The sequence below is a fragment of the Leptospira noumeaensis genome (genome assembly GCF_004770765.1).
GTDB classification, from domain to species: domain Bacteria; phylum Spirochaetota; class Leptospiria; order Leptospirales; family Leptospiraceae; genus Leptospira_A; species Leptospira_A noumeaensis.
On the sequence record NZ_RQFK01000026.1, the window covers coordinates 1,448,361 to 1,467,010 of the forward strand.

Below are 18,650 nucleotides of genomic sequence, written 5' to 3' on the forward strand. Positions count from 1 at the left end.
GAATCATATGAATCAGAATCTATATAAATCGAGGAATCGCTGGAGGAATTTTTTTTTACTACGATTCATTTTATTAAACCAAGTATTATTTCTAATTTTTTTACTCTCTCAATGTTCTTTACCTTCTAAATCTAAAACGTCCCAGGAACCTCAAATCCAAATTCATTTTATATCTGATGAGTATGAAGAAACAAAATTCATTCCTTCTTCTTTATTTGAATCGAAAGACTTACTTCTGATCCTTGCAGAGTTGTCCAAAAAAGAAGATCCATCCATGCGTTTTATTTCTACCAACCGAACCGAAGAAATTATGGAAGTGAATGGGAAAAGAAACTCTTGGTCAGAAGGTTGGGTGGTTTACGTAAATGAGGAAAGAATCGATGGAATCCAAATGAAACGCGGTGTTCGAGTGGGGCCTAATGATAAAATCGAAATTAAATATGAGGCCGTAGAGCGCGTGTTTGGTCGCCCTAGGCCATAGTCCATTGAAGGAACCAGTTCGTTTCAAAGGTAACTGATCCGTTGAAACAAATCGGTTTAATGATTTAAGTTTTATCTAAGAGTTGTGAGTTCTCTATAAGCTCTGACAAAACCATCAGACATTGTTTTTGCAAATGTCAAAGAGATCCGAGCCTTCTCTGCCGCAATCATCACGTCATGAAGTTCCACTGAGTTTGGATCAAAAACAATTTTTTGTGTAAGTTCATCTGCTTCTACTTGTTGGTCATTCACTTGTTCGAAGGCTTTCTTTAAAGCATCACCAAAAGTACCAGCCACTTCATCTGGAGATTTGGCTTCATTTGTTTTCCCGTAATGACGTTCGTTCGAGCGAAAGATTCCTACCTTGTCACCTTGTGGGAGGAGGGAATGTGGTTTGTAAGTTTGGGAACTGATGTTTGAAATGCGATCAATGGACATGGGTCTTTCCTCATTCTAAACATCGTCCAAATTGAGAAAACCTAAAGAAAAAAATTATGTCACATTAAAAAAAGGAAAAATTACGACGGATTTGGCCGGGTTTACGCCCGACCGATCTCCATCGCCTTATTCATCATGGCTTTGGATCCATTGATGAGTTGGACATTGGCCTCATAGGACCGAGAAGCGGAAATCATATCTGTCATCTCCGTGACAATGTTGATGTTCGGAAGTTCGACGTATCCTTTTTTGGGGCCAGTTTGGATGGCATCGGGATGAGTTGGATCATAAGTGAGTCGTAATGGACTCATATCCTTTTCGATTTTCATCACCTTTACCCCTTTGCCTTCGCCGGGAGCGACACCAAAAGGATACACAGGGCTTTTCCAATTGGTTCTTAGGTTAATCGGTGTTAGGATGACGCGGTCACGTCTAAAGGGGCCATCTCCATTGGTATTTCTCGTTGTGGTCGAGTTCGCAATGTTATTCGAGATAACGTCCATTCTAAGTCTTTGGGCAGAAAGGCCAGTGGCAGATATATTAATCGAATCAAACATTCCCATAACTTACTCCTTAGTTGGTTCTCATCACAATGTTGAGAAGGCGGTTGTTTTGGTTTAAGCGATCAATCATAAGGCTGTAACTCATTTGGTTTTGGTTTGCTTCTACCACTTCTTTTTCAATGTCTACGTTGTTTCCATCGGGTCGCATCGTAGTCAGATAGTCCAAATTGGTTTTGGGTTTGGCGTCCCGATAATCTAACGGTTTAAAAAATTCAATATGACGATCGTTCGTGATTTTTGTAGGAACCGCTTTGTCCTTTTCAATTTTTTCTGATTCGATGGCACGTTTCAGCATCGATTCAAAGACCACTTCCGAACGTTTGAAATTAGGAACGTCTGCATTGGCGATATTATCGGTAATCACTTTACGCCTTTGGCTTGCGGCACCGAGGCCACGTTCCAAAAGGTCTTGAGTTTTCATGAAATGTGTTGCTTCAAACATATTTCTCTTCCTCTCTACATTCCCCTTCGGTCGGTTTTTCTTCTCCCTAAAGCATTTTATGTCGCTTGTTAATGATTTTTTTTGGGGCGGCCCCAATGCTTTCTAAAACCAAACAGAGAAGTATGAAGGGTCGGGCTCTCCCTGCAATCCTCCCCAAGGTTTTCTTGTATAAGCAAAACCGTAAGTTGAATCAGGGGAGGGATTTCCGCTCGATCCCTGCCGCAGGCTATGGAACTAAAATCCGAGTTCTTGGAGGGATTGGGTAAGTCGCTTACTTTTGAAATTCACAATCGATGGAAAGCCATGCTCAAAAGTAAGTCACTTTCCTTTTTCACCGAGTGCCAATCGAAACTCATTTCCTTTGGCTAAAACTCTTTCTTTTGAAAATTCAGATGCCAATGAATCCAATGATTTTTAAGATACTAAAACTTCAGCTCCTGCTTTCTCCTTTGGTTTTTGTTCTTTCAGTTTCCTATCCCTTTCTTCGGTCACTTGGTCGAAGTAGGTTTCGTAATTGGGAAAATTAGTTCCCATCAACCTGTCCCAAACATTAAAGTAGAGAGAGTAGTTGCCTTGGAATTTTTGGTGGTGTTGGTTGTGGTGAGTGGATGTGTTGATCCACTTCGTGATTGGATGTGAGGCCCAACCTTTGGGAAAAAATTCATATCCCAAGTGCCACCATATGTTTAATACCATGGCATAGAAAGTATGAAAGATTAATACATAGAAATGAATGGGAACAAACATCACAAAGGGAACAATGTAGATCGCTTCAAGAAATGCTTCTGTGGCTTGAAATCTGTAGGCAGCCAGTGGGGATGGGTTCACAGATTGATGATGTTCTGAGTGCACATGAGGATAAACTTTTTTTAAGTGAGCAAATCTATGCATCCAATAGAACCAAGTTTCATGCCAAATTGTGATCAGAAGGAAACTAAGGAAAATGTATCCAATCTCAGACCAATCGGAAACAGGTCCGAAGTATACAGCACTCGGAACAATTTTTGCTTTCATCATAGTGATATTAGTCACAGCCACTAAAGTAAAAACTACCAATGTAACTGCTGATTGGCGAAATTCTTTCCAAACCTTTTCTAGTTTTGGATATACTTTTTGGATGCGATAAGATTCAAAATAATCCTTTCGCCAAATATAAAATATAAGAAATGCTAATCCTGCAATGGGATAGTAACGTATAAAATTCAAAACACCTTGTGCAAAACCAATTTTGGTCACACAATCTAAAACTAATTCACACTGAACTGGTCCACCAAACATAAATCTCTCCTAGTTTTGTTTTGAGATTGGTTCCATTGTAACAAAAACAGAAAGGTAGATCGACCGGATTGGTAAAGCCGGAATAAAAAAAGATTCCGAGTGGACCCATTCGGATCAAACTTTTAATGACTTTCTGAATTCGCTAGGACTTATCCCTACTTCACGTTTGAAGGCATCATAAAAGGTGGATTTGGATGGAAAACCAACATCAAAGGCGATCGTGAGAATATTCCTCTCAGGATGTAGTGAAAAAAGCTCTTTTGTTTCTCGGATGCGGTAATGGTTCACAAACTGAAAAAAATTTTTCTTTTGGTGTAGGTTCAAATATTCTGAGAGTTGGTGTTCCGAAAGATCCATCTCTTTGGCTAACTTTTCTAAGCTGATATTTTCATCTCGGTAGATTTTTTTTTCTTCCATTAAGTGATTGAGCCGACTTTGCAAAGTTTCCAGGTCGAATCCACTCAGTTGGGAGGTTTGGTATTTTTTTTCTTCGATGACAATCCTCTGCACTTCTCCCCAAAGTTCTGGACTTTTTTGTCTGAGTAAATAAACACCAATGAGAAGTAAGGCGATGAGAGTGGATACTAATTCCAATCCATGCCTCTGATGGAAAAACAAAGTATAAATGCCGACTAAACTTGAAAAAGTTCCAATTCCTACAACAATTGCCACCAAACGAAGATGAGCTGAATTTTTAAATCTTTCATACCTTATGTATTTTGCCATCTGTGTGAAGACGTAAAAAGCCGCATAAAATATGGGTGAAACTGCAATAAGGATTGTTATTTGAAATAGGAAAGGAACCCCTTCAGCCAAATATTTTGAATGGATCGCAATTTTATTTTCTGCGGATGAAAAATAAAACGGCATCATCAGGACGATAACAATTCCTGCAGGTAATAGTTCCCAAAACGAAAACTTGTTTTTACCCGGACTTTCATCCCAGAGCTCAGAAAAATAACGTTTGAGAAGTACTCCGATACAAGCTGTGAAGGGCAAATGGATCAAATAAAAATGTGGGTAGAATTTGTAAAGGCCCGTGGAGGTAAAAAAAGTATGGGCCTGGAACATAGCAGCAAAGAGAAATAATAAACCCTGGACTTGCGTTTGGCTTGTCGTATTTTTTCTGATGAATTCTCCCCAAGCAAAGAGGAGAGAAAGCCCAGCAGAAAATCCAATCAAACTACTTGTGAGATTCCACATTCTTGTTCATCTTTTATTCGATCGATTGGATTGTAAAATAAAATCACTTGCCTCGGGTTCGTTCAGAATTAGAATTACGTTTGAAACGTGGATACCATTCATCGACAATCCTCCTTTTTGTGGGAAGGTAGCACCTTAGAAATCCACCTCCCAGAAACTCTCACCTCCCGAGAAATTGGTAAAGATTGGACAACCTTTTCTGAAATTTTAAAGAAAAGCCCACCTCGAAAAGTAACCGTTCTTGCAAGTGGACTAGAGGAATCGGATTCTTCAGGGATCTCATTTTTAAAGTTAATTCGTTTAGAATGCGAAAAAAATAGAATTCAGTTCGTATTACTTGGATTAAATGATAAATTCAAATATCGATTGGACATTTCTGAAGATGATAGCAAAAGGAATAAAGACACTCTTGCTAACTCCCTTCGAAGATCCGAAAAAATCGGGAAACTTACCATCGACTCGTTGTTAGAGTTTAAATATCTAATTACATTTACCGGAGAACTTACCGTTTCCTTCTGGCGTTCTTTTTTACATCCTTCCAAAATTCGATGGAAGGATACATTCCGAGTGGCTGAATCCATGGGAGTGAATGCCTTCCCCATCATTGCCATGATTGGATTTTTACTTGGTCTGATCATGTCATTTCAGTCCGCCATTCCCATGCGTCGTTTTGGTGCCGAGATTTTTGTAGCAAACCTTGTGGGTCTTTCTTTGTTCCGTGAACTAGGGCCTCTGATGACCGCTTTTATTTTATCAGGAAGATCGGGATCTGCCTTTGCTGCCGAACTTGGAACCATGAAGGTTTCTGAAGAGATCGATGCACTCACAACCATGGGCCTTCCTCCCGTCCAATTTCTCATTATCCCGCGTTTGGTGGCCTCTCTCGTTATGACTCCACTGCTTACAATTGTTTTTAATTTTTTTGGACTAATCGGTGGAGCGGTTGTATTGATCAGTTTTGGATTTCCCCTAGTCACTTTTATCAACCAAGTGAATCTCGCAGTGGGACTTTCCGATATCTTAGGTGGACTGTTGAAGTCTTATTTTTTTGGAATGATCATTGCTTCTATCGGTTGTTACCGAGGTTTAAAAACAGCATCGGGGGCAGGTGCTGTTGGGGAATCAACCACGTCCGCTGTAGTCGGATCTATCATTCTTGTGTCCATACTGGATGGAATTTTTTCCGTCTTATATTTTTACCTAAAAATATGAAAGATAAACCAATCATTCGAGTAGAACATCTAACAACGGGATATGGCCAAACAGTGGTTATGGAAAACATTTCTTTTGAGGTCAACCGTGGTGAAATATTTGGAATCCTCGGTGGTTCTGGATGTGGTAAATCAACAGTTCTAAAAAACATGATTGGATTAACATTTCCATTTAGCGGCCGTATATGGATCGATGAAGATGATATCGTAATTGCAGAAGGAAAAAAAAGAATTCAAATTTGGAACCGCATCGGAGTGATGTACCAACAAAGTGCACTTTTTGGTTCGATGACTTTACTTGAAAATGTTCGATTGCCCTTGGAAGAATTCACCGAACTTCCCATCGCCATCATGAACGAAATTGCCTTAACCAAATTAAAAATGGTAGGCCTTTTTCCTTTTGCTCACCTTTATCCTGCTGAACTTTCAGGTGGGATGAAAAAACGTGCTGCCATTGCCCGTGCTATGGCGATGGATCCAGAAATTTTGTTTTTGGATGAACCCAGTGCTGGTCTTGATCCCATTACTAGTGTAGAACTTGACCACCTAATCATTCGTTTGTCGAGAACTTTAGGTGTTACCTTTGTGATCGTTACACATGAATTACCTTCTGTATTTACAATGGCCGATCGTGTTATTGTTTTGGATAAAGCCACAAAAGGAATCATCGCTGAAGGGAAACCAAAAGACCTGAAAGAAAAATCTAAAAACCCATTTGTAAAACAATTCTTTAATCGTATTCCGCAGGAGAATTCCCCGTTATGAACCAATCCAATAAAATTTATTTTAAAGTTGGGATTTTTGTTTTAGTGAGTTTTTTTACGCTCATATTGTTTCTCATCGTCTTTACAGCTGGAAATATCTTCCAAAGGTCTGTCAGTTTAGAAACTTATTTTGATGAATCAGTGCAAGGGTTAGACATTGGATCTCCCGTCAAACACCGTGGGGTCAAAGTAGGAACTGTCCAAGAAATTACCTTTGTTCAAAACGAATATTCAGAAAAACTTACCGAAGATACAGAACTTCGTTATGGGAGATACGTTCTCATCAAAATGTCGGTTCCTGATTTTGTGAAAGGTGTTTATGGGAATGATTTAAAAAAAACCGTACAAAGGATGATCCAAAGTGGTTTACGGGTTCGTCTCGCCTCACAAGGATTAACCGGAACTGCTTATTTAGAAGTGGATTATTTAAACCCTGAAAAAAACCCGCCTTTGTCCATTGAATGGGAACCAAAAACAATTTATATTCCTTCTGCACCAAGCACCATCTCTAGATTTACTGCTTCTGTGGATAAGTTTTTTGATAAAGTAGAAAAGGCCGATGTGGATAAAATCCTTTTGGGAGTGGGAGAACTCATCCGTAACTTAAACGAAACCATCCAAGAAGCAAAACTTGGAGATTTGGCGCGGGAATCGACAGGATTACTTGTAGATTTAAGAAAAACAAATGCTGAGGTAAAAGCCCTCATTGCAAGTCCCGAAACACAAGGTTTGCCAAAAAAATTGGATACTTCTATCACTCAGTTACAAACAACTTTAAAAAGACTCGATACACTTCTTGCTTCGAACCAAGGAGATATCACCACTTCCATTGAAAATTTACGAATTGCTTCCGAAGATTTAAAAGAAGTTACAGCCAATGCGAAAAAATATCCATCTCAGTTTCTCTTTGGAGAAGCACCAAACAAGTCTAAACTCTGGAAATAACAATCATGAAAACACCAATTCGTTTCATACTTTTGACTGGCCTTGTTTTTTTTCTTAGCCAATGTTTTGGTGTTAGTAAAACATTTCCCGAAAAAAGGTTTTACTTAATTGAAACGGGGGACGCCAAACCCTTGTTCTCTGTTCCCAAACCTAGAACTTTTGTAGTCCGAAAGGTTTTTATTTCACAAAGGTTCGAAGGAAAAGAGTTTGTATACCGTAAAGAAAACGCGGTGTACGAATCCGATTATTATAATGGATTTTTTATTCCTCCCGCACACAACTTCAAAGACGAGTTTGTCCGTTCGTTATTAAAATCAGGTAATTTTGAATGGGATGCAAACATCAATACCAGAGTGGCGGTCACCCATTTTATCGAACTGAATCTCACACAAATGTATGGTGATTTTCGAACCAAAGAGCCAAAAGCGGTAATTGAATTTGAAATGGTTGTTTATGAGGATAAGGATTCTGTTTCTACACCTGTTTTTCGCAAAACGTACAAACAAATCCAAGCTATCGAAAAAAAAGAACCAGAGGCTTTGGTTCTTGGATGGAATTTGGGACTCACCAATACATTCAATGAATTGAATTTGGATTTGAGCCAAAAACTAAAATAGTTTTTAGAAACGAGGTTGCTTTTCGACTGAAATCCGAATGAATCGTTAGAACTTAAAGGATGAACTATGAGACTGATTGAATCCATCGCACCTTTTTACATTCTTCTAATGTTACTCGAGATTCTTTATAATCGTTTTAAAAAAAAGGATTATTATTTTTATGAAGATTCCCTCGCCGATCTTAGTTTAGGTGTTCTTAGTCGGATTTTTGATGGTTTGATTTTACTTGGTTTGGTTTTTGTTTATAGTGAATTATACAAACTCTCCTGGGGTGTTTCCTTTCTAACAAAGATATTTTTATCACCATCCTCTGCCTTACATTGGATCGTTTTATTTGTATTACTCGATTTTTTATTTTATTGGGCACATCGGTACAGCCATGAAATCAAAGTTTTGTGGGCCTCTCATGTCGTACACCATTCGAGTGAAGAGTTTAATTTGTCGGTGGCCCTAAGACAATCCTTTGTTCGGAATATTGGTATTGGGCTTTTTTATTTACCGTTAGCACTCCTCGGATTTCCTGTGGAATCATATTTGATCATTGATGCACTGAATCGCACTTACCAGTTTTGGGTTCATACCCGTGCCATTGGAAAACTTGGTAAGTGGTATGAATTCATATTTGTAACTCCTTCTCACCACAGAGTCCATCATGCGATGAATCCTGAATACATAGATAAAAATTATGGAGGTGTGTTTATATTTTGGGATCGTATCTTTGGAACCTTTTGTGAAGAAAAAAAAGAGCCAAGGTATGGACTTGTTTCTCAGTTGCATACTTACGATCCTGTGACTGCTGAGATCCATGTGTTTCGCGATTTGTTTTCTGATCTTTGGAATACAAAATTGAAAAGGCAAGGGGTTCTGTCCTTTTTTTCCTACCCTTCTGTCAGGCCCGATGACCTGCAATCCATAATGGATCGCGGAGTGAGAGATCCAAAAATCTGGTTAAACCACCATCGGTGGGATATTGAGATTAAGTCAATGGCGCCGCAATACAGAAATAAGGCGGGAAGTCTCAGCTATAGAATTTTCCTACTAGTTTCTTTTCTCATCCCAACGGGATTTACTTTGTATTTTTTAAAACGGATGCACCTGTTTTCTTTGGGAGAAGTTGTTTCTGTTTTGTTCCTACTCGTTTTATCCTTTGTTTCTTTGGGTAGACTTCTGGAAGGAGAACGGAATTGGCTTCGTTTTGAGATCCCTAAATATATTTCTTGGTTTGTGCTTTTGGTCTATTTTTTCTTATAGTAGATATTATGAAATATTTACATACAATGATCCGAGTGAAAGACCTAGACAAGGCTCTCCATTTTTTTGTGGAAATCCTTGGGCTCAAAATTACTAGAAGGAACGAACATCCAGAAGGTAAGTTCACATTGGTGTTTTTATCCACAGGAGAAGTGGATGCGCCGGAAATTGAACTCACTTACAATTGGGACCAAACGGAACCTTATACGACAGGAAGAAATTTTGGTCACTTGGCTTATGAAGTAGATAATATTTATGAGACCTGTGAACGAATCCAAAAGATGGGTGTTACAATCAATCGTCCACCTCGCGATGGTCGTATGGCTTTCCTTCGTTCCCCTGATCTCATTTCTATCGAACTTTTACAAAAGGGAAAACCATTACCATTATTAGAACCTTGGGTTTCAATGCCAAGTATAGGTGAGTGGTAGGACTTGCGAAAGAAACCCAAAATTGCCATCATTGGAGCTGGTGCTTCTGGTTGTTTTACGGCACTTCAAATTTACGACACATTACAAGGATTATGTGAGATTCAGATTTTTGAAAAGTCAAAAGAACCACTTTCGAAACTTCGGATCTCTGGTGGAGGCAGGTGTAATGTCACACATAATCTTTTTGATCCCGAACTTCTTTCAGAACGATATCCCAGAGGAAACAAAGAATTACGTTGGGCTTTTGAAAGTTTTGGACCCAGTGACACCATTGAATGGTTTCGAAAAAGAGGAGTGGCACTCAAAGCAGAAGATGATGGGAGAATGTTCCCTACAACCGATAGTTCCGATACCATCATCCAATGTTTTTTAAACGAATTAAAATCCAAAAAGATTCCTATTCACTTTGAACAAGGGTTAGTTGGTATTTATTCAAATTTACAATCCAATCAAACAGGTGGGTTCCGCGTTTTATGGGAAGGTGGAGTCGAAGAATCCTTCGATATCGTAGTCCTTGCCACTGGATCCAATCGTAAGATTTGGAGTATTTTGGAAAAGTTGGGTCATAAAATCATACCTCCTGTTCCTTCCTTATTTACTTTAACTTTAGAAAACACAGACCTGATGGAACTGACTGGACTTGTGGTTCCTCATGTGGAAATCAAAGTTTTACCAAAAGGAAAAACACAGAAAGGCCCAATGCTCATCACTCATTGGGGACTGAGTGGCCCTGCGGCATTACGTTTGTCGGCATGGGAAGCGCGTACTTTATTTGAAGCGGATTACAAAGTAGATTTGTCCATCAACTGGACTGGTGGAGAGAAAACACAAAACATCGAAGAAAGTCATTTATCTAAAAAAGAAAAAACTCCTGCGGACAAATTGTCTTCTGATCCCGAATGGAAACTGCCTTCGCGGTTTTGGGAATGGATTTTAAAAGAATCAAAAATTCAGTCTAACAAACGTTATTCTGATCTTTCAAAGTCTGAAATAAGGGATTTAAGTCTAAACCTTACACAAATGAAACTACAGATGGTCGCCAAAGGTGTTTTTAAAGAAGAGTTTGTGACAGCAGGTGGTGTTTCACGAAAAGACATCCAATTCCAAACCATGGAAAGTAAACATTGCCCTGGTTTGTATTTTACAGGCGAAGTGATTGATGTGGATGGAATTACAGGTGGATTTAATTTTCAAAATGCCTGGACTACGGCAACCATCGCAGCCCGAGGCATTCGAAAAACAATTGTTATTTGAGTTTGTGGATTTGGATAAAATCTACAGTTTGTGCGACAGATCCCGGTGCTCCCGAAAGAATCACAACGGTATCTCCTGACTTTAATTTACCTTCTGACTTTAATGTTTTACTCATAAAAGCAATCATATCAGGAAACTTATCCATCATTGGCATTACGTATGCTTCGACACCCCAGTACAATTGCATCTTTCTTGCCGTTCCAAGAAATGGTGTGAAAGAATAAATTGGTTTCATCGGACGAAACTCTGAAGATAGAAGAGAAGAATATCCTGATCTTGTAAAGTTGATGATGGCTTTTGCGTTGATAGACCGGGAAATCGCTTCGGCAGCACTGCCAAGAGCCGTTCGTTCCACTTCAAATTCAGAACGATCCATACTACGTAAGTGTGATAAGTAAATTTCCGATTCCTCTGCTGCTTGGATGATACTTGTCATGGTTCTTACAGTTTCAATTGGATATTTTCCAGAAGCTGTTTCACCAGACAACATAACGGCATCTGTTCCATCCATCACCGCATTGGCAACATCACTGGCTTCGGCCCTTGTCGGACGAGGGTTGTCAATCATTGTCTCTAACATCTGTGTGGCGGTGATGACAGGTTTCCCTTGTTGGTTTAACTTAGTGATCATCTCTTTTTGGATGATAGGAACGTATTGAGTGTCTAATTCCACACCCAAATCTCCGCGAGCAATCATGATCCCATCACAATTATCAATGATTTCTTCGATATTCTGAATGGCCTCTGGCCGTTCTATTTTGGCAATAAGACCAGCATAACTGTCCTTCATAAATTGTCTTGCCATCTCTAAGTCGCTCGCTCGTCTAACAAAAGATAGAGCGATGTAATCAACACCGAGTGATAAGGCAAATTGTAAGTCTTCTATGTCTTTTTCAGAAAGAGCGGGTGCGGAGATTGGTGTCCCAGGTAAATTGATACCTTTGTTGTCTTTTAATGTCCCACCAATGACAGTTTCTAAAATAGCTTTTTCCTTTGTTTTGGATTTTACAACAAACGAAAGTTTGCCGTCGTCAATGAGAAGTTTGTGCCCTACATCGATGTCATTTAAAATGTATTGGTAGGTACAACCGATTTCCTCTGTTGTTCCGAGAAAGTCGGACTTGTTATTGATGGCGATTTGGTCCCCGGTTTTTAGCTCTAAGGGTCCAGTCCCTAATTTTCCCGTTCTAATTTTCGGGCCTTGTAAGTCAGCAAGGATTCCAATGGACTTGCCGGATTCCTGTTCACATTCACGTAAGAGTTCAAAAATTTCTTTGTGGTAGTCGTGGGTGGAATGGGAAAAATTCATCCTAGCCAAATCCATTCCTGAATAAATCAGTTTTAGAATCGTTTCACGGTTAGCAGATGCGGGGCCAATGGTACAGATAATTTTCGTGCGTTTGTTTGGGATTTTGTCGTCTTCCGGCATAGGCCCTATTCTTAGCTTTTTTGTTTTTTCCTGCAAGTAAATTGTACGGATTGAATTGACTTGTGTCATTTTTCGCAAAAATATCAATTTAATGGCATCTAATGCACTCGCTCTCATTTACCATTCTTCGTACAATCTCGAATTACCTGGTCATGTGTTCCCGGCACACAAGTATTCTCATCTTTACAATCGTGTCAAAAGGGATCCCGTTTATGCATCCTGGGACATTTTGTTACCCAAAAAAGCAGAAGATGCAGATTTAGAACTCGTTCATACCAAAGAATACTTAGATGATCTTTTCAGTTATGAACATACATCTCGCACTATGTATTCTGAACTTCCGCTTAATCGTAGTATTGTGGAAAGTTTTATGTATGGTGTCGGCGGAACGATTATGGCAGCAGAACTTTCAAAAAACTTTCAATTTGCTTTGAATATGGGCGGTGGTTATCATCACAGTTTTCCCGACAGAGCCGAAGGTTTTTGTTACTTGAACGATGTTGCGATTGCGATCAGAAAACAAAAAGAAACATCACCCAACATAAATGCTCTCATCATTGACTTGGATTTGCACCAAGGAAATGGGAATTCCTATATTTTTCAGTATGATGACAAAGTTTTCACATTTTCGATGCACCAAGGAAATCTTTACCCTAAGAAAGAAGAATCTAACTTAGATGTGAACTTAGAAGCAAACACCAAAGATGATGAATATTTATCTACATTAGAAACTTCCTTAAACCAGATCAGAAAAGATTTTGATGCAAATATAATTTATTATGTTGCAGGTGCTGATCCTTATGAAGATGATTCTCTTGGTGAATTAAAAATTTCTATGAAAGGTTTAAAAGAAAGAGATTTGATGGTTCGAAAGTTTGCAGAGTCTCTCAATGTTCCTTGTGTTGTGACTCTAGCAGGTGGATATGCGCGCGATTTTCGTGATACCGTAGAAATTCATTTTAATACCATCACTGCATTTGGTGAAAAGTAATGGGTGTTTTTTCATCTACAGACAAAAAGAAAAACGAATCTGACTGGTTAAACTTGGATGAGTTGTCTTTAGTTGATGTTTCCAAAGAACTCAATACTTCACTCAATATGGAACCCAGGTTATTCAACCGGTTCACTCATTATGAGGTGGAGCAGTTGTTAGTTGGTGCTGGGTTAATATCCGCTGTCGAAAAACGTGGTTTTCCCAATCCAATCATTGAATTAGAAATTCTGAATAATTTCGACAATCGCATTTATATTAAAACTGAAAATAGAAAAATCTTAGTTCATACACGTTTGAAAGTTTCTCAATTCCAAATGAAAGGGGATGATGAACAGTTCCCTATGATTTATATCGATTGGCTTCTCACTCAAAATATTAATTTTGAACCGGGAGATATCAAAAAGGAACTTTATTTTGGTCAAGAATATCCTGGTCTTAATGTCCTAAACGAATTCACCGATTTCATTCGTGTCCTTTCTAAAAAATTGGGAACATCAGGTGCTTTTAATGTTCCTGAGTATTTTCATGATGCAGTTTTATTTTCTCGTAAATTTCGTTTTATTGATCCTGAAAAGGAAGGAACGTTCCGAGCGCTTGTCAGAAATTTTCGTGGTACCAATTTACGGAATTTATCTTCTCAAATCCATCAGAACAGAGTTCGTTATGAAAATGGAGAACCTTATGAGTGGAAGTATGGAGAAATGATTTCCTGCACCGATGCCTATTTGGAGAAAAAAGTTTTCCATGAGGCGTATTTTAAGCGCGTGGACGAAGTGAAAGAAAAACTAAAATTCACTTTGGTCTCAAAGTAAACCTCTGGTTTGCCGATAATCTAGTAGATGTCCGAACATTCATTTAAACCCGAGATTCTCATCATAGATGATGATACTGAAATCTGTGAAACCTTAGAACTCATCATCAATGGCTTAGGATATTTTGTGCGGTATTTTACAAATCCACTCCAGGGTTTGGAATACTTTGAAGGGGAAAGAAATCCAATTGTTTTTTTAGACGTCAATATGCCGCAGACTACGGGTTTAGATTTATTACCAAAAATCAAAGCACATGATTCTAAAACGCAAGTGCTTATGATGACTGGAGAACATGACATTCAAACTGTAGTTTCTTCTTTGTACCACCGAGCTTCTGACTTTATCTTAAAACCGTTCCATACAAAATCCATTGAAGCCGCGATTTCCCGTGCCTTTGAATATTATAATTTTTTAAAAGATAAAGAATCGATGGATGAATCCATCAAACGTGACCTAAGGCTCGCTGCAAAAATTCAAACAAGAACTATGAATTTACCACAGAACTTGGGTCATAAAATTTTTTCAGAAATCAAACCTGTGAGTTTTGTTTCCGGTGATTTTTTTCAAGTTTTGCCATTGGAAGAAGATCGAACTTTGATTTTGATGGGCGATATTGAAGGTCACGGTGTCACTTCTGGTCTCATTGCCATTCTTATGACAGCCATTCATAAAGAACTCACACGAACAACAACCATTGCACCTTCTGAGTTACTTTCTCGTTTGAATCGAGAGCTTTGTACTGAAATCGGTACACATAGTATGACAGCCATTAGTATCATTGTTGATCATTCTAAGAAAAAAATTACTTACGCTAGGGGAGGTCATCCTTTTCCTTTAGTTTTTCAAAAAGGAAACCGTGCTCCCTTAATTTTACAAGACCAGTCAGGCCAAATTTTAGGAATTTTGAAAGAAATGGAATTTGCTGAAAATGAAGTTTCTGTGGAACCAGGAGACATACTATTTTTGTATTCGGATGGACTACTTGCTTCGAGCACTCATCCTTTGGTTCAAACGTTAATCCAACTTCCAGGTGGTGAAAACCGGATTGAAAGTATGAAAACAGAAATTACAAACTATATTCAATATTTAGAAACATCTTCTAAAGCATCGGATGACATATCTTATTTGCTTCTAGAGATTTAATATATTCGATATTTGTTTTTGTAGCTTCTTTTAAAAATAAACCGAGTGAATCTTTGGATTTGAAACTTCCATCTTCGAATCCTTTTTTCCAATCGACTCTGTGTAGTTTCATTTTTCGAATGATCTCTTGTTTTTCTGGGAAATCACAAAGTTTATTTGTAATCACTTCGCCTTTATAAAATAAAAAATCTCCTTTTGCAAAAAACTTTTTATCCTCTTTGGGAAGATTGTTTATGTATGTTTTGTTTTCAGTCACATAACTTTGAATTGTCTGTTTTGTGGTTTCCCAAAGTTGTTCCCTGTTTGGGTTTGGTTGGTTTAAGGTGAATCCGGAAAAAATTACAATGGTAGTTCCAAATAAAAAATTTGGAATCCATTCAATAGATATTTCCTTTGACTCGATCCAAAACTGATGGGCAAGGAATGTAATGGGTAACCAATAAAATCCCATCAAATCCCAATCCGCAGGGAAACCCAATTGAGGATTGTGGAAAAATCCATGTAGAAAAAATGCTAGGATGGAAACTAAAATTACCTTTGTTTCTGGCCTCTTTACAAAAACCTTCCATTCATTTTTAGAAAAGAAAAACTGATATAGTAAAAATAACGTAGCGATCGAAGCATTCCAATACAAAACAGATAGAATTTCTTTCAAATGATTGGAAGATAACAATCGGTTTTTGGGATAAAAAGGCGGATGGATTAAATGTGTACTATTTCTATCAATCGAAGGATCGTGGAAAAAAAGAAAGTAACTGAACCAAGGCAGGAGGATTCCAAAACCTATCAGCCCACAAATGAATAAATGTTTTAATTTCTTTTCTTTTGGTGAATGAAAATACCATAAATAAATTAATAAAAGAACCAAATATCCGGATACCAAATGGAATAACATGGAAAGGGCAACGAGAGCAGTCGATCCGTATAACAAAAGGTCGGTGTCATTTGGGTTTTTTACATATTTAGAAACAAAAATATAAAGTAATAAATGGCAACCAGTGACCAATGTATAGTTTTCGGCATATCCAAATGTGAGTAATATTCCACCTGATGCAAGTAAGACGAGAATGGAAAAAGAGTTGGATTTGTTTTTTTCTTTTGCAGTCCAGAGAAAACCAAAAATCATTCCGATCCCCGCGAGTTGGGATAAAAATGTATAAGAAATTCTTGGGTCATCGGAAAAACCCAAATAGGATAGAAAATTGGAAACTTGACTATGAAGGATTGTTTCCCAAATTTCATCCAATGTGAACTGAAAGCCAAAAAGTTTGGTTTCTAAAAGGTTGGTTTCAAGAAGGAGAAGGCCATCACCCCAATCCATATTCCGAATGGGAAATAAAACCAAAAAAATAAAAAATACAAAACCAATGATCCAATTGGAGGGAATGTGTTTTTTTAATTTTTCCGCCAAATGACTGTTTTTCGATATCCCCATTAAAAAAATGGATTGGACTAAAATGAAAAAAATAGATAAAGAAATGTATGTAATCCTTTCGCCCGGGAAAAACCAAAGTTTTGTAGGCAAAAATTGAGCTCCCAGTAGGAAAATATAAGAAAGGTATAAGAAGGTTATTTTCATGGTGTTTTTTGTTCGTAGTATTCTTCGGGGATATCTTCTGCTGCTATAAAAGGGAAATGTCCTTTTCGGATATTAAAAAATGCAAGTTCGGGAAGGCTATAAAATACGGACTCAGTTCCTTTGGAAAATCTTTGTCCTTTGTCAAAGGGAGAAGTCAAAATCCCCATCCCCGTGTATCCCATTCCATAAACTGTATTGGCCAAACCAAAGATTGGCCGATTCCAAATTGTTTCTTCGGTAAAAAACAAAAACGGAGGGTCGAGTGGATTGGACTTATAAACCTTTGATGTGGGGACAAAACGTTCTGTAAAATGTTTTTCCGTAAAGTTTGTCAGTTTGTTTCGTTTTAAATTTCGGTAAGACAAAAATACTTTCGTATGTTTGGTGCCCGAATTAAATTCTAATTTTTTTGCAGCAATTGCTGGTACAAAATTCAAACTCAACATCTTACTTGAAAGTGGATTCCAAATCATTTCATTTCCAATTTTACCATCGGGGAACATTTCATTCATGTAACGGAAAAGTTCAGATGTACAATTTTGGTGAGTCAGATGGTAAGAATATAATTTTCTAATTCCTTCTGTGTAGGATTCATAATCTTTTTCTTTTTCAACGTTTTCTTTGAGATCTGAATATTGTTTGGTTTGTGATTGGTTTCTGTAAGGATTGTATCCTTCCCAATTGAATTCAAGTCCCTCTGATGGCACACCAGATTCCAAATATCCTTGATAACGGACAAGGAAGGATTCCCAATTAAAAAAATGGATGGGATCAAAACCGGAAGCAAAAACTTGTTTTCTAGATGCAAACAAATTTGCGTATTCTTTTTGTTTGGTTGTTTTCACTGATTCTGGTAAATCCGTAAGAGGAAGGTATTGGAATCCGTCTAAATTTTTTTTTGGAAATACAATGGTTTTTGCCTCTATCGATTTCTGTAAATAAAGGATACGAATGAGTAAAATCATCTCTTCCCAATCGTTGCAATCTTGACTAAAAATACAGGATCGCAGATTCTTTGTTAGCTCTTTTGTATATCCTTTCCAGATGTTTATTTCATCTTCACTTAACTGGAATTCTGGTCCATTCAATTGTAAAAAAGCAGGTTCATAGGTAAGAACTGGATTAAGTAAATACATACGAACAAAGTTTTTTTTCTCTGCCCTTGCTAATGAATCGGTTTTGGTTTGGATGGTATGAATCAGTTGGTAAGGAGAATCTGTTTTTGGTAAAGAAGTTGTATTGGCTGTGAGAAGTTCTTCACCATTTTTTTTTTCATTTTCTGTGATGAATTTCTCTATAAATTCTTTTTCATTCTTGGTTAAAGAAAATAAATTAGGAATGGGAGAATCGGGATCAGAGATATTCGTAAAATAACCAAATCCCGGAATGGGTAAGGAACTGTTTTTTCCTTTTGTTTGAAATTCAGAAAACTCTAAATCTCGTTCTAATTTTTTTTTGTTTTGGATATGGGTTTCCTGAACTAAATATAATTCATTCCATTTTTGACGTAATAAACGTTTTGCGGTTTCAGATAACTCCCATTCGTAAAGTTCAATGTTCCTATTTTGAACCACACCATATTGGAATCGAAAATCTTCCCAAGGTTCCCGAACCAAATGAAAGATTTTGTCTTCAAATGAATATTGGAGATGATATACCCGATCACCAAATCGAAGTGCAGAATGTCCCCCGCTGGATTGACCTGAATTCGAATCGATATATAAAAAACCATACCGGTTTTCTTTGGATACAGAATGGATTGGAAAAAAAGAAGGAAAAAAGAAAACAAAGAAAAATAAGGAAAGGGCGGTGTTTC

Annotated in this window: 19 protein-coding genes; 11 read left to right on the plus strand and 8 right to left on the minus strand. The window is 37.8% G+C overall.

Annotation, left to right across the window (positions count from 1 at the left end; genetic code table 11):
- The first annotated feature begins 7 nt into the window (after window positions 1-7).
- Window positions 8-481: a hypothetical protein gene (locus tag EHQ24_RS14995; protein ID WP_135602363.1), complete on the plus strand. Its 474-nt coding sequence runs from the start codon at window positions 8-10 to the stop codon at window positions 479-481.
- Window positions 482-552: 71 nt separating this feature from the next.
- Here EHQ24_RS14995 and fliE read toward each other — a convergent pair whose 3' ends face one another.
- The 5 genes from fliE to EHQ24_RS15020 form a co-directional block, all read right to left on the minus strand.
- Window positions 553-918: a flagellar hook-basal body complex protein FliE gene (fliE, locus tag EHQ24_RS15000; protein WP_135586645.1), complete on the minus strand. Its 366-nt coding sequence runs from the start codon at window positions 916-918 to the stop codon at window positions 553-555.
- A 101-nt stretch (window positions 919-1,019) separates the two neighbouring features.
- Window positions 1,020-1,481 carry a flagellar basal body rod protein FlgC gene (flgC, locus tag EHQ24_RS15005; protein WP_002975027.1) on the minus strand — a complete coding sequence of 154 codons (462 nt, stop codon included), beginning with the start codon at window positions 1,479-1,481 and terminating at the stop codon, window positions 1,020-1,022.
- A gap of 10 nt (window positions 1,482-1,491) precedes the next feature.
- Window positions 1,492-1,923 (minus strand): flagellar basal body rod protein FlgB, encoded by a 432-nt coding sequence (gene flgB, locus EHQ24_RS15010; protein ID WP_135586647.1) that lies wholly within the window; start codon window positions 1,921-1,923, stop codon window positions 1,492-1,494.
- A 414-nt stretch (window positions 1,924-2,337) separates the two neighbouring features.
- Window positions 2,338-3,201 (minus strand): sterol desaturase family protein, encoded by an 864-nt coding sequence (locus tag EHQ24_RS15015; RefSeq protein ID WP_135602364.1) that lies wholly within the window; start codon window positions 3,199-3,201, stop codon window positions 2,338-2,340.
- Between the two features lie 114 nt (window positions 3,202-3,315).
- Window positions 3,316-4,404: a helix-turn-helix domain-containing protein gene (locus tag EHQ24_RS15020; protein ID WP_135602365.1), complete on the minus strand. Its 1,089-nt coding sequence runs from the start codon at window positions 4,402-4,404 to the stop codon at window positions 3,316-3,318.
- 87 nt (window positions 4,405-4,491) lie between these two features.
- On the opposite strand from EHQ24_RS15020, the gene EHQ24_RS15025 reads away from it, so the two are divergent.
- The 7 genes from EHQ24_RS15025 (at window position 4,492) to EHQ24_RS15055 (ending at window position 10,877) form a co-directional block, all read left to right on the plus strand.
- A complete protein-coding gene (locus EHQ24_RS15025; RefSeq protein WP_135602366.1) occupies window positions 4,492-5,616 on the plus strand; it encodes an ABC transporter permease in 1,125 nt (374 codons plus the stop codon).
- Window positions 5,613-6,380 carry an ABC transporter ATP-binding protein gene (locus EHQ24_RS15030; protein ID WP_135602367.1) on the plus strand — a complete coding sequence of 256 codons (768 nt, stop codon included), beginning with the start codon at window positions 5,613-5,615 and terminating at the stop codon, window positions 6,378-6,380. The genes EHQ24_RS15025 and EHQ24_RS15030 overlap by 4 nt, the downstream gene beginning before the upstream one ends.
- A complete protein-coding gene (locus EHQ24_RS15035; protein WP_135602368.1) occupies window positions 6,377-7,324 on the plus strand; it encodes an MlaD family protein in 948 nt (315 codons plus the stop codon). The genes EHQ24_RS15030 and EHQ24_RS15035 overlap by 4 nt, the downstream gene beginning before the upstream one ends.
- A gap of 5 nt (window positions 7,325-7,329) precedes the next feature.
- Window positions 7,330-7,941, plus strand: coding sequence for an ABC-type transport auxiliary lipoprotein, LBF_0736 family (locus EHQ24_RS15040; protein WP_135602369.1), 612 nt, complete (start codon window positions 7,330-7,332; stop codon window positions 7,939-7,941).
- Window positions 7,942-8,007: 66 nt separating this feature from the next.
- Window positions 8,008-9,192: a sterol desaturase family protein gene (locus tag EHQ24_RS15045; protein ID WP_135602370.1), complete on the plus strand. Its 1,185-nt coding sequence runs from the start codon at window positions 8,008-8,010 to the stop codon at window positions 9,190-9,192.
- A gap of 8 nt (window positions 9,193-9,200) precedes the next feature.
- Window positions 9,201-9,623 (plus strand): VOC family protein, encoded by a 423-nt coding sequence (locus tag EHQ24_RS15050; protein WP_135602371.1) that lies wholly within the window; start codon window positions 9,201-9,203, stop codon window positions 9,621-9,623.
- A gap of 3 nt (window positions 9,624-9,626) precedes the next feature.
- Window positions 9,627-10,877 carry a BaiN/RdsA family NAD(P)/FAD-dependent oxidoreductase gene (locus EHQ24_RS15055; protein WP_135602372.1) on the plus strand — a complete coding sequence of 417 codons (1,251 nt, stop codon included), beginning with the start codon at window positions 9,627-9,629 and terminating at the stop codon, window positions 10,875-10,877.
- Here EHQ24_RS15055 and pyk read toward each other — a convergent pair.
- Complete coding sequence (pyk, locus tag EHQ24_RS15060) at window positions 10,870-12,306, minus strand: pyruvate kinase (RefSeq protein ID WP_135602373.1); 1,437 nt, start codon at window positions 12,304-12,306, stop codon at window positions 10,870-10,872. The genes EHQ24_RS15055 and pyk overlap by 8 nt on opposite strands.
- A 91-nt stretch (window positions 12,307-12,397) precedes the next feature.
- Between pyk and EHQ24_RS15065 the strand changes: the two genes are divergently transcribed.
- The 3 genes from EHQ24_RS15065 to EHQ24_RS15075 are packed head-to-tail and all read left to right on the plus strand — an operon-like array spanning window position 12,398 to window position 15,255.
- Entirely contained in the window at window positions 12,398-13,297 is a 900-nt protein-coding gene (locus EHQ24_RS15065; protein WP_135602374.1) for a histone deacetylase family protein, read from the plus strand.
- Window positions 13,297-14,112 (plus strand): hypothetical protein, encoded by an 816-nt coding sequence (locus EHQ24_RS15070; RefSeq protein WP_135602375.1) that lies wholly within the window; start codon window positions 13,297-13,299, stop codon window positions 14,110-14,112. Before EHQ24_RS15065 ends, EHQ24_RS15070 begins: the two co-directional genes overlap by 1 nt.
- A gap of 27 nt (window positions 14,113-14,139) precedes the next feature.
- On the plus strand, window positions 14,140-15,255 hold the full coding sequence (locus tag EHQ24_RS15075; RefSeq protein WP_135602376.1) for a SpoIIE family protein phosphatase: 1,116 nt from the start codon (window positions 14,140-14,142) through the stop codon (window positions 15,253-15,255).
- On the opposite strand, the gene EHQ24_RS15080 is transcribed toward EHQ24_RS15075, so the two are convergent.
- Complete coding sequence (locus EHQ24_RS15080) at window positions 15,212-16,834, minus strand: dolichyl-phosphate-mannose--protein mannosyltransferase (RefSeq protein ID WP_135602377.1); 1,623 nt, start codon at window positions 16,832-16,834, stop codon at window positions 15,212-15,214. The genes EHQ24_RS15075 and EHQ24_RS15080 overlap by 44 nt on opposite strands.
- A complete protein-coding gene (locus EHQ24_RS15085) occupies window positions 16,831-18,450 on the minus strand; it encodes a hypothetical protein (RefSeq protein ID WP_244310443.1) in 1,620 nt (539 codons plus the stop codon). The genes EHQ24_RS15080 and EHQ24_RS15085 overlap by 4 nt, the downstream gene beginning before the upstream one ends.
- Between the last annotated feature and the right edge of the window lie 200 nt (window positions 18,451-18,650).

Bases quoted from the DNA above. Each gene is read 5' to 3' on its own strand.
- flgC (WP_002975027.1), bottom strand. From the start codon at position 1,481: ATGGGAATGTTTGATTCGATTAATATATCTGCCACTGGCCTTTCTGCC.
- pyk (WP_135602373.1), bottom strand. From the start codon at position 12,306: ATGCCGGAAGACGACAAAATCCCAAACAAACGCACGAAAATTATCTGT.
- EHQ24_RS15020 (WP_135602365.1), bottom strand. From the start codon at position 4,404: ATGTGGAATCTCACAAGTAGTTTGATTGGATTTTCTGCTGGGCTTTCT.
- EHQ24_RS15030 (WP_135602367.1), top strand. From the start codon at position 5,613: ATGAAAGATAAACCAATCATTCGAGTAGAACATCTAACAACGGGATAT.
- EHQ24_RS15070 (WP_135602375.1), top strand. From the start codon at position 13,297: ATGGGTGTTTTTTCATCTACAGACAAAAAGAAAAACGAATCTGACTGG.
- EHQ24_RS15075 (WP_135602376.1), top strand. From the start codon at position 14,140: ATGTCCGAACATTCATTTAAACCCGAGATTCTCATCATAGATGATGAT.
- EHQ24_RS15015 (WP_135602364.1), bottom strand. From the start codon at position 3,201: ATGTTTGGTGGACCAGTTCAGTGTGAATTAGTTTTAGATTGTGTGACC.
- EHQ24_RS15035 (WP_135602368.1), top strand. From the start codon at position 6,377: ATGAACCAATCCAATAAAATTTATTTTAAAGTTGGGATTTTTGTTTTA.
- flgB (WP_135586647.1), bottom strand. From the start codon at position 1,923: ATGTTTGAAGCAACACATTTCATGAAAACTCAAGACCTTTTGGAACGT.
- fliE (WP_135586645.1), bottom strand. From the start codon at position 918: ATGTCCATTGATCGCATTTCAAACATCAGTTCCCAAACTTACAAACCA.
- EHQ24_RS15080 (WP_135602377.1), bottom strand. From the start codon at position 16,834: ATGAAAATAACCTTCTTATACCTTTCTTATATTTTCCTACTGGGAGCT.
- EHQ24_RS15050 (WP_135602371.1), top strand. From the start codon at position 9,201: ATGAAATATTTACATACAATGATCCGAGTGAAAGACCTAGACAAGGCT.
- EHQ24_RS15045 (WP_135602370.1), top strand. From the start codon at position 8,008: ATGAGACTGATTGAATCCATCGCACCTTTTTACATTCTTCTAATGTTA.
- EHQ24_RS14995 (WP_135602363.1), top strand. From the start codon at position 8: ATGAATCAGAATCTATATAAATCGAGGAATCGCTGGAGGAATTTTTTT.
- EHQ24_RS15040 (WP_135602369.1), top strand. From the start codon at position 7,330: ATGAAAACACCAATTCGTTTCATACTTTTGACTGGCCTTGTTTTTTTT.
- EHQ24_RS15065 (WP_135602374.1), top strand. From the start codon at position 12,398: ATGGCATCTAATGCACTCGCTCTCATTTACCATTCTTCGTACAATCTC.